Origin of the sequence: Alienimonas californiensis (assembly GCF_007743815.1) — a bacterium.
In the GTDB taxonomy this organism is placed as follows: domain Bacteria; phylum Planctomycetota; class Planctomycetia; order Planctomycetales; family Planctomycetaceae; genus Alienimonas; species Alienimonas californiensis.
Window position 1 is genome coordinate 1,504,006 of record NZ_CP036265.1, and the last position, 10,347, is coordinate 1,514,352.

The window sequence follows — 10,347 nt, forward strand, 5'->3', positions numbered from 1 at the left end:
CGCCCCGCTTGCCGTCCCTTTTTGGTTCTTGATTTCTTGAGCATTGAAGCTCCCCGACTGTCCCGCACCGTCGGCGTGCCGGGGGCGGTGCTGTTGGGGCTCGGCTCGATGCTGGGGACCGGGGTGTTCGTCGGGGTGGCGCTGGCCGCCGACGTCGCCGGGCCGGCGGTGGTGCCGGCGACGCTCGCCGCGGCGGCGCTGGCGCTCTGCAACGCCCTGAGCAGCGCCCAACTCGCCGCGGCCCACCCGGTCAGCGGCGGCACCTACGAGTACGGCCACCGCCTGCTGGGTTACCGCGGCTGGCCGGGGTTTCTCGCCGGCTGGCTGTTCCTCGGGGCGAAGGGGGCCAGCGCCGCGACCGCCGCGGTGGGGCTTGTCGGCTACCTGCTGGCGTTCGTGCCGGGGGCGGGCGACTGGTGGGTCGGAACGGGCGCCGCCCTGTTCGTCCTGGCGATGACGGCGTTCGTCGCGGGCGGGCTGCGGCGGTCGAACTGGGGGAACGCGGCGTTGGTGACCGTCGCGGCGACGGGGCTGTTGTACTTTCTGCTGGAAGCGTCACGGGGCCGATCGACGGCGCCCTCCGACCTGTTACAGGTTCGCCCGACGCTCCGCGGCTTTCTCGAGGCCGCCGCGTTGATGTTCGTCGCTTTCGCCGGGTATGGCCGGCTGGCGACGCTGGGCGAGGAGGTGAAAGACCCGACCCGCAGCATCCCGAAGGCCGTGATGATCACGATCGGGGTGACGGCCGTGCTGTACGTGCTGGTCGCGTGGGGAACGGACCATCTGCTTCAGCTCGTGCCGCTCGGCTCGGCGCCGGCGGTGGGCGGTCCCCTCGCAGAACTGGTCCGGCGGGTCGCCCCGGAAGACGGCGCCCTGGGCCCCGCCCTCGTCACCGCCGGGGCGTTTGCGGCCCTCGGCGGGTCGCTGCTCAATCTCCTCCTCGGCCTGTCCCGGGTGCTGTTGGCGATGGCTCGGCGGGGGGAGATGCCGCCGTGGTTCGCCGCCGTGTCGAACGATTCTCCCCGCAGGGCCGTGTGGGCGGTGGGGTTGGCCGTCGCGGCGGGGGCGGCGTGCGGGAGCGTGAAACTGGCCTGGAGCGTCTCCGCCTGTGCCGTGCTGCTGTACTACGGCCTGACGAACGCCGCCGCGCTGCGGCTGCCGGCCGAGCAGCGCCGCTATCCGCGGGCGATCGCGTGGGTCGGGCTGGTCGGGTGTGCGAGTCTGGCGTGGTTCGTCACGCCGGTCGCCGCGGCGATCGTGGGCGGCTGGTTGCTGGCGGGCGTCGCCTGGCGGGCGATGATGAGAGGGCGAACGTCGCCCGGACGCGCCGCCTAACGGCGACGGCGAACCGGGGCGGTCGCTCCCCCGCCTCGCACCTTCCCCCTTCCGCCCTCCCCCTTCCGCCCTCGCAATGCGTCGCCGGTTCGCCCCGCCGGATCCCGCCGTCGAACTGACGGACCGGCTGATCTCGCAGCAGATCGCGCCTGGCAGTCGGGTGCTGGACCTCGGTTGCGGGGACGGGCGATTGCTGGCGAACCTCCGCGACGGCGCCGGTTGCCGGGTGGTCGGCGTGGAACTGAACGAAGACGCCTTCACCGAGGCCGTCGGCCGTCGGGTGCCGGTGTTGCGGCTGGACCTGGACGACGGCCTGCCGGACCTGCCGGACGGCGGGTTCGACGTGGCGGTGCTCTCCCAGACGCTCCAGCAGGTCAAGCAGCCGCACCGGGTGCTGCAGGAGATGCTGCGGATCGCCCCGCGGGCGGTGATCGTGGTGCCGAACTTCGGTCACTGGCGGGTGCGGGCCCAGTTGCTGTTCGGCGGCCGGGCCCCCGTCACCAACGCCCTGCCGCACGCCTGGTACGACACGCCGAATCTCCACGTGATGACGCTGCGGGACATGCGCGATTTGGCCGACGACCTCGGCGTGACGATCGCCGCCGAGCAACCCATCCGGGCCGGCCGGGCCGCCGACCGGCTCGTCTGGCCGAACCTGCGGGCCGACAGCGTGCTGTTCGTGCTGGAACGCGGCGGGGCGGAGCGGTGACGCGGCTCCCGTTCCCCCCTCTCCCTTGAGGGAGAGGGGCCGGGGGTGAGGGTAAGCGCACGGTTCGCACGCCCCCGCTCTCTGCGGTGAGGCGCCCGCCGCTTGCGGTTTCGCGGGTGACGAACGCTTTCCGGCCCCGCGAAGCCGCAAGCAATCGCTCGAAACCGCGGAGCCGACCGGGAACCCTCCAGGGCCGCCCAAAACGCCCCGCGGCCCGTTCTCAAACATTTCCCCCCGTCCTCCGCACAGCGGGCGAACCGCTCTTGAGGCCCCGCCGCGGCGTGGGACGATCCGGGCTCTTCACTGTTCACACGAACACCCACTGAGCCCCGCTGCCATGGCCGCCCCGTCGTTGTCCGAGTCGTTTTCCAATCCGTCCTCCCCGGACCCGCCCGCCGGCCCGCCGGCGTTCGTCCGTCAGTCGCCGGTCGGGTCGGGGCCGTTGCTGGCGGAGGTGGCGGCGCTGCGGGGGGAGGTGCGGGGGCTGGGGGCGGAGGTCCGCTCGCTGGGGAGCGAGGTGCGGCGTCTGGGCCGCACCGACTGGCCGGCGGTGCTGACGGCCGGGGGGCTCGCCGCGACCGTGCTGGCCGGGCTGGGGGCCTTGGCGCTGGACCCGCTGAAGGCGGAGGCGGCCCGCATTCGGACCGAGGCCCACGACCGGGCCGCCGATCACGCCGCCGCGTTGCAGGACGTGCGGGGCGAGGTGCACACATTGGCCGGGGAGATGCGGACCCACGCCGTCGGCGGCCACCCCGCCGCCAACGCCCGCCTCGACGCCCTGGAACGCGACCGCCGGCCGTGACGCGTTCCCCGCTCTCCCTTATGGGAGAGGGGCCGGGGGTGAGGGTGAGGCGCGGTTCGCACGCTTCCGCTCTTTGCGGTGAGACGTCGGCTAACGGATGAGCTGGCGGGCCGCTAACGGCAGGCGGGAGTCACTGCCCCCTCACCCCCGGCCCCTCTCCCCCAAAAGGGGGCGAGGGGGGTAGGGCGTCGTCCTCACCGCCCGGTGGCGACGCGGGCGCCGGGGGCGGGGGGGGCGGTCCACTTCAGCACGCGGCCGTCCTCGCCGCCGGTTAGCACGGCGGAGCCGTCCGGGGCGATCGCCACCGCGGTCAGGCCGCCCTCGTGGCCGTCGCCCCCGTTCCGAGACGCCACGTTCCCGGAGGACGGGCGGTCCAGCGCGAGCAGGCTCTCGGAGACCTCCCAGCCGGCGTCGGCGATCTCCGGACCCGGGATCGGGTCCCAGCCCACCGCCGAGCCGTTCCAGTCCCAGATCTGAGCCGCCCCGTCCGCCCCCGCGGAGATCAGCCGGTCCGGCCGATCCGGGGCGAAGGCGACCCCGCGGGCCGCTCCGCCGCGGCCGCGGAGAGCCACCCGCAGCGAGGTCCAGGTGCCGTTCTTCCCGCCCTCGGCGTTGTCCCCCTCAGCGCCCGGCGGGGCGAAGACCCAGACGAAGGGGCCGGCGTCCGTCGCGGCGGCGACGACCAACCGACGGTCGGTCGGGGCGGGGTTCTCCAAGGCGGCGCCGTCGTCGGAGAGCGTCGTCAGCAGGCCGACGGCGGGCACGGCGAGGTCGTTCACGCCGACGCCCGCCCCGCCGATCTCCGCGACCGCCTCCGCCAGCGCCCGGTCGGGGGCGTTCACGTCCCACAGCCGCACGGCGCCGTCGGCGTCGGCGGTGAGGGCCCAACGCTGCCCCTCCGGCCCGGGGACGAACGCCGCCGCGGTGATCGGCGCCGCGTGGGCCGCCAACTCGCCGCCCAGGCCCCGCGGGGCGGTGAGGGCGGCGCCGGCCTGTTGGCCGGCGGCCCCGTCGGCCGGCGCTTCGCCGGCCGCGGGGACGAGGGCGTCGGCGGTGGGGTCGTACTCGTAGAGCCAGGCCCGCCGGCCGGCGGCGACCAGCAGGGTGCGAACGGCCTCCGGCGGGTCGGCCGCCGTTCCGCCGATCGCCACCGCCGTGATCGCCGGCCGGGCGACGGCGTGGGCGTCCTGCGGGTTGCCGTCCGCGTCGGTCCCCACGGCGGGGACGGAGCGTTTGAGCAGCGCCGGCAGGTCGCCGCTCGCCCCCTCGCCGCCGGAGCGGTCCGGTTCGGCGGCGAGCAGTTGGAACGCGCCGCTGGCGTCGCCGGCCAGCAGGAAGTCGCCGGCGGGGTCGAAGGCGAGGGTCGTCTCGCCGGCCCCGCCGCCCAGGCGGCCGTCCTCCGGGGCGTCCTTGGTCGGGTCCCAGATCGCCACGCCGGCGGGGGTGGAGAGCAGCAGCACGCCGCCGTCGGCGCTGAACGCCGCCGCCGACACCGCCCCGCCCGCGACCTGCGCCGGCAGCGAGGCGAGCGACCGCGGCGTGCCGTTCGCGTCGACTTCCAGCACCCGCACGACGGCGTCCGTCCCGGTTCCCACCGTCACGGCCAGTCGCGGTCGCAGGGCGTTCGGGGCGGCGGCGACGGCGAACGCCCGGGAGCCCAGCGGCAACCGGGCCAACGGGTTGGGCTGATCGGCCCGGAAGATCACCAGGTCCCGCGTGTCCTTGCCGGTCTGCTCCACCACCGCGAAGCCCGCCGCGGCCCCGAACGCCCCGGCCGGCCAGACGGCCGTCTGGGTGACGATCGGGTTCTCCACGCCGTACCGCAGCCCGATCGCCAGCGGGGCCGGCTCGGCGTTCTTCGCCCCGCCCTTCTCATCGCCGGCCGCTTCGCCGGTGGGGAGGGCGGCGAGGTCCAGGCCGGTTAGGTCGATCTGGAACAGCCGTTTGTTGCCGACCAGCGCTGCGGCGCCGGGCAGCGGTTTCACGACCAGCGGGGGGACCTGCCGCTCGCCGGTGTCGCCCAGCAGCCGGGCGGGGCCGGTCGGGTTCCTGGGGCGTTCCTGCGGGGGAACGTCCTGGGCGTCTTCGAGGAGGAAGGGGTCGGCGGCCCAGAGGCGGCCGTCCTCGCTACCGATCACCAGCGCCGAGACGTCCCCGGTGAAGCCCAGCGCCGTGGGGGCGGCGTCGAGGCGGATGCGGCGGATCGGCGCCGGCGGGCCGTCCTGCGGCCAGTGCAGCACCGCCACGGTGCGGTCGCCGGCGGCGTAGGCCAGCACCACGGAGCCGGCCTGAATCGATTCGCCCAGTTCGTCGGTCATCTGGGCGGCGAGGTCGGCGTCGACCTCGGCCACCGCGGCGGCGACGGCCGGCAGCGGGGCCCGGCGGCTGGCGGTCACCAGTTCCCGGGCCGGGGCGAAGCGGCGCACCAGTCCGCGGCGGGGCACGTCCCACAGCAGCACGGCGCCGGCGGAGGTCGTCGCCGCCAGGCGCCGGCCGGAGCCGGCCCCGACGCCGCCCCGGCCCAGCCCGGCGGCGCTGAGGGCGGCGTAGGTGTCGCGGGAGGATTGCAACGTGCCTTCCTCGTAGCGGCCGACGCGGCCGGCGCCGGTCACGACGCGAATCGCCCCGCCGGCGCTCGCCGCCGCCACCGCGCCCGGGCGGCCGGGGGCGGTGCGGAGGGCGGTGATCGGCTGTTTGAGGTCCAGCAGCGCCCCGCGGGCGCCGGCCCCGGCGCCGGACCCCGCGCCGCCGGCGGAGTCGTCCGCGGCGACGGCCACGGGGGCGAGGGTCACGTCCGTCAGCCGGTCGGCCTCCCCGCCGGGACCGACGGCCAGCAGGGCGTACCCGCCGGGGATCGCGGTCAGCGCCACCGCGGAGGGCGGGAGGGCGAAGTCCAGCGTCGCCGGCGACTGCCGGGCCAACCGGCCGGCGGGGTCCGTGGCGTTCGATTCGTCCCAGACCAGCGGGGTGAACAGCCCGGCGACGCCCGCGGCGGCCCGGCTGGCGGCGGCCCGACTCGCGGCGTTCCCGCCCCCGTTCCCGTTCGACCCGTCGCCGACGACGGAGCCGTCGGTCCGCCACAGCCGCACGCGGGCGTCGTCGCCGGCGCTGGCGACCAGCAGGGCCACGCCGCCCTCCGCGGCGGTCGGGTCCGGGGCCTTCAACACGTCCAGCGCCCGCACCGGCAGGCCGCGGTCGCCGTCGTGATGCGCCCAGACGGCGAGCGTCTCGATCTCCCGCGGGGAGCGCGGCGGCGCTCCCGGGCGACCGCGGAGGTCGCGGGGGGGGAGGCCGGTTTCGCGGCGGACGTCCGCGGCGTTCCAGAGGAGGACCCGCCCCTCAGCGCCGCCGCTGACCACCCGGCCGGCGCCCCAGGGGCCGTCGGGGGCGAACCGCACGCAGGTGGCGCCGTCGGTGAGGGCGCCGGCCGTCGAACCGCTGCGGAAGGTCGTGTGCCCGCGGAAGGCCCCGGCGTTCTCGGCCGCGACGGCGCCGCCGTTTTCGCTGTCGTTCGTCAGGTTCCACAGCCGCACGACGCCGGCGCCGGAGCCGACGACCGCGGCCAGGCGGGCGCCGTCGGCGGAGAGGTCCGCGTCCAGCGGGCGTTCGTCGCCGCTCAGACCGATGCGCAACGCCGGCTCGGGCGCCCCGGCGGTCGGGTTCCAGGCGAACAGGGCGCCGTGCGGGCGGTTGCGTTCGAGGCCCTCGCCGCCGGCCGCTTCCTCGCCCCAGGCCAGCACCAGCGGCCCGTCCGGCCCGCGGCCGACGCGGACGCCGGCCAGCGCCGACCCCGGCCGCAACGCCCCCAGCCGCCGCGTCGGTTCGAGCGGGGCCTGTTGCTCCTCGGCGTTCTGTTCAGCGATGTCCCCCAACGCCCAGAGGGCGACGGAGAGCGGTTCGCCCCGCCGGCCGTCGCCGACGGCGGCGAGGAGCGGGCCGTCCGGCGTCTCGCCCAGCGCCAGCCCGCGGAGGCGGATCAGTTGCGGGTCGCGGAGCAGAATCGGGGCGCCGCCGGGCTCGGCGGGTTCGACCCGAATCACGCCGTCCGCCCCGGCGATCGCGAAGCGGGAGGCCCGGCCGGAGGTCGGCAGGGCGGCGACGCCGGTGAGGTCCGGCGCCGGGCCGACCGCGTCGTCTTCCCCCGCAGCCCCCGCGGCGGCGGCGACGGCGTCCCGGGAGCGGGCCAGTTCGGCCCGGAGATAACGGACTTCGAAGCCCTCCGGCTCGGCGGGCGCCGGCGAACCGCCGGTGGCGACGGGCACGGCACCCTCGGCGGCGGCCGGGGCGGCAGCCGGCGCGGTGCGGTCGAGCGTTTCCAGGGCGTCACGGGCTCCGCCGAGGTCGTCGCGGCGGCGGTCGTCGGCGGCCCGCACCAGCGAGACGAAACTGCGGTGCTCCGAGACCCGCCGGGCCGCGATCGCCGCCAGCTTCGCCTGCCGTTCGGCCTCGGCGGCCAGTCGGGCGGCCTCGGCGGCCTCTTCGGCCCGCTTCTGCTCCGCGACGGCGACCAGCTTGGCCGCCTTCTCCGCCGCGGCGCTCTTCTCCGCGGCCATGGCGGCGGCGATCGCCTTCTTCTCCTGGGCGACGGCGAGTTCCTTCGCTTCTTTCTCCGCGGCGGCGGCGGCGACGGCCTTCTTCTGCTCCATCAGGGCCAGTTCCTTGGCCTCCTTCTCCGCCATCGCGCTCTTCCTGGCGGCGTCGGCGGCGGCGATCGCCTGCTCCTTGGCCTTCGCCTCGTCCAGACGGGCCTTCTCCGCGGCCATGGTCGCCTTCTTTTCGGCCTCGGCGGCGGCGAGGGCTTTTTTGGTCGCCTCCTCCGCGGCGACCTTCGCCTCGCGTTCGGCGATGGCGGCGAGGCGCTCGGCCTCCGCGCTTTTGCGGGCCTCCTCGGCGGCCTTCTCCGCTCGGATCTGCTCCGTCCGGGCCAGCGCCTCGGCCGCCAACGCCTGCTTGTGGGCGGCGATCGCCGCGTTTTTCTCCTGGACGATCACGTCCTGGGCGGCGATCAGATCCCGGTGGGCCTCCTCCGCCTTCGCCCGCTCCACGTTCGCCACGCGCGTCTGTTCGACCGCGTCCGCGTACAGGTAGGAGACCGTCGTCAGCCCGATCAGCGTGACCAGCGCCAACGAAATCGCCAGCGTCCGCGTGGCCCGTTTGCGGCGGTCCAGCTTGTGCTGGGTATCCGTGGCGAGGGTCTTCGCCTCCGCGTTCGCCGGCCAGAGGGCGACGGCGTCGTCGAAGGCGGCGGCCCCGCGGGCCAGCTCCCCGGCGGCGACCAGCTCCGACCCGCGGGCCGTCAGGCGGCGGCTCTGCCCGTGGGCGCGGTAGTCCCGCACGGCGTCCTGCAACGCCTCGACCGATTCGTAGCGGTCGGCGGGGTCGGTCGCCATCGCCTTGCGGGCGACGGCGATCAGTTCGTCGTCCCGGTCGGTCGGGGTGAGGACGTTCTCCCGGGCGGCCACGCAGCAGGCCAGCGTTTTGTCCAGCCGCACCGGCTCGGAGCGGCCGGCCCGCTTGGCGATCTGGGCGGCGACGCGGTCGTCGCCGGTGTGCGGGCGCTGGCCGGTGGCGATCTCCCAGAGCATCGCCCCCAGCAGATAAACGTCGACCGCGGCGGTGACGGGGATGTCCGGCTCGTCGATCAGCCGCATGCTGGCGAGCTGGTTGTGGCCCTGCTCCGGCGCCATGTAAGCCGGGGAGCCGCCGCCCCGCTGGTTGTCCGCGACCCGCCCCGGGCTGGCGAAGCGGTCGGTGACGTGGGCCAGGCCCCAGTCCAGCACGAGCACCTGCCCGAAGCCGTCGAGCTGCACGTTCTCCGGCTTGAGGTCGTAGTTGATGACCCCGCGGTGGTGGGCGAAGGCGACGGCGTCGGCGACCTTCAGCCAGACGTCGAGGTGTTCCTCTTCGCTGAGGGCGCCCTCCTCGCCGGGGGCGAGCTTGAGCGTTTTGTGCCAGCCCCGCCCGCCGATGACCTTCATCGCGTAGAACAGGTCCCCGCCGGCGTCCCGGCCGAGGTCGTAAACCGGGACGATGTTCGGGTGCTCCAGCTCGCCGGTGACGACCGCCTCGGTGGCGAGGCGGGCCTTCTGGCGGGCGCTGACGCGGCCCTTCACCTGCTTGAGGGCGACGTCGCGGCCCAGCGAGCGCTGCTCCGCCCGGCTGACGACGCCCATCCCGCCTTCGCCCAGCGCCGCGAGCACGGCGTAGTCGCTGCGGGGGTCGGCGGAGGCCGGGTCCCGGGCGATCTGCCGGGTGGGGACGGTCTCGCTGACGTGCGCGGCGCCCCCGGTCAGCGAGGCGCCGGCGGAGGCCCCCGCGGAACCGCCCGCGGAGCCGCCGGCTGAGTCGCCTGCCACCGACAGCCCCGTGCCCCCCGCCGTCCGGCCGCTGCCGCCCTCGGCGGTGCCCCCGCCCTTGCTGCTGCCGCCCTTGCTGGTGCCGCCGGGGCCCGAGCCGCCGGGGCCGGAGCCGTCGGGGCCGCCCGAACTGCTGCCGCCGGGGCCGGTGCCGTCGGCGGTGTCGCCGCCGGCCATCGTCGCCCCGACGGGGCCCATCTCGCCGGTGGGCACATCGGCGGCGTCGCCGGCCGCGCCGGCCATCTGCCCGGTCGGCACGTCCGCGGCGTCGCCGGCCTGGGTGAGGGACGACGCCCCGTTCTGGGAGGAGGCTCCGGCGAGGGAGTCGTCGTCGGCGAAGTTGCCGACCGGCCCGTCGGCATTCCCGCCCGCGGTTCCGCCGCCCGCGGTTCCGGCCGTGGTGTCGCCGCCGATCAACGTCCGGCTGGGCGAGTCCGGCTGTTCGCCGATGAGGGTGCCGCTGGGCGTGTCCGGGGTCCCGCCGATGAGGGTGCCGCTGGGCGTCTCGGGAACCGGCGGCCGCTGGCCGCGCGGCGGCTTGGCGGGCGGCGTCTGGGGGGGCGGCGTGGAGCCGTCCAGTTCCGGCGGGGGATCGCTGAGGAACGTGGCGTCTTCGTCGCCGAGGCTGACGTCCTCGGGCAGATCGTCGTCGAAGTCGTCCAGAACGCTGCCGCCCTCCACGTCGAACGAATCCCCGTCGTCCAACAGCCCGTCGTCCAACAGCCCGTCGTCCAACAGCCCGTCGTCCGTCAGCCCGTCGTCGGCGTCGGCGTCGAGGCGGGCGGAGATCGTGGCGGAGATCGAATCCGCGAGGTCCTCCGGGGCGACCGTCTCGGCGTCGGCGCCGCGGGCGACGAGGCCAGCGGGGTTCAGCTTCGACGGATCGAGGAACGACCCCAGAATCCGCGGCCCCCCGGACCCCAGGCCCGCGCCCGGTCCCTTCCCCGGCACCATCGGCCGCTTGCCGATCGGCCCGCCAATCGGTCCGTTCGCTGGGGACCCGGGCGCCGGGGAGCCGGACGCGCCGGCGCCGCCGGGGACGGGGGTGGGGGCGTCGGCGGAGTCGCGGGCGGCCATCAGCGGGGGGCGGGGCGAAGGAGCGCGAACGGAGGGGCGGGACGACCGGCGACCGGCGAAACGAACGG

Annotated in this window: 4 protein-coding genes; 3 read left to right on the forward strand and 1 reads right to left on the reverse strand. The window is 76.2% G+C overall.

What is annotated here, in order from left to right; genetic code table 11:
- Positions 1-36: 36 nt before the first annotated feature.
- The 3 genes from CA12_RS05805 to CA12_RS21895 all read left to right on the forward strand — a co-directional run bounded on the left by CA12_RS05805 (position 37) and on the right by CA12_RS21895 (position 2,846).
- Entirely contained in the window at positions 37-1,335 is a 1,299-nt protein-coding gene (locus CA12_RS05805) for an APC family permease (RefSeq protein ID WP_145357925.1), read from the forward strand.
- Positions 1,336-1,411: 76 nt separating this feature from the next.
- Positions 1,412-2,044 carry a methionine biosynthesis protein MetW gene (metW, locus tag CA12_RS05810; protein ID WP_145357926.1) on the forward strand — a complete coding sequence of 211 codons (633 nt, stop codon included), beginning with the start codon at positions 1,412-1,414 and terminating at the stop codon, positions 2,042-2,044.
- Positions 2,045-2,381: 337 nt separating this feature from the next.
- Complete coding sequence (locus CA12_RS21895) at positions 2,382-2,846, forward strand: hypothetical protein (RefSeq protein ID WP_165700582.1); 465 nt, start codon at positions 2,382-2,384, stop codon at positions 2,844-2,846.
- Positions 2,847-3,040: 194 nt separating this feature from the next.
- Here CA12_RS21895 and CA12_RS05825 read toward each other — a convergent pair whose 3' ends face one another.
- Positions 3,041-10,279, reverse strand: a complete 7,239-nt coding sequence (locus CA12_RS05825; RefSeq protein WP_145357927.1) for a protein kinase domain-containing protein — start codon at positions 10,277-10,279, stop codon at positions 3,041-3,043.
- Positions 10,280-10,347 lie beyond the last annotated feature (68 nt).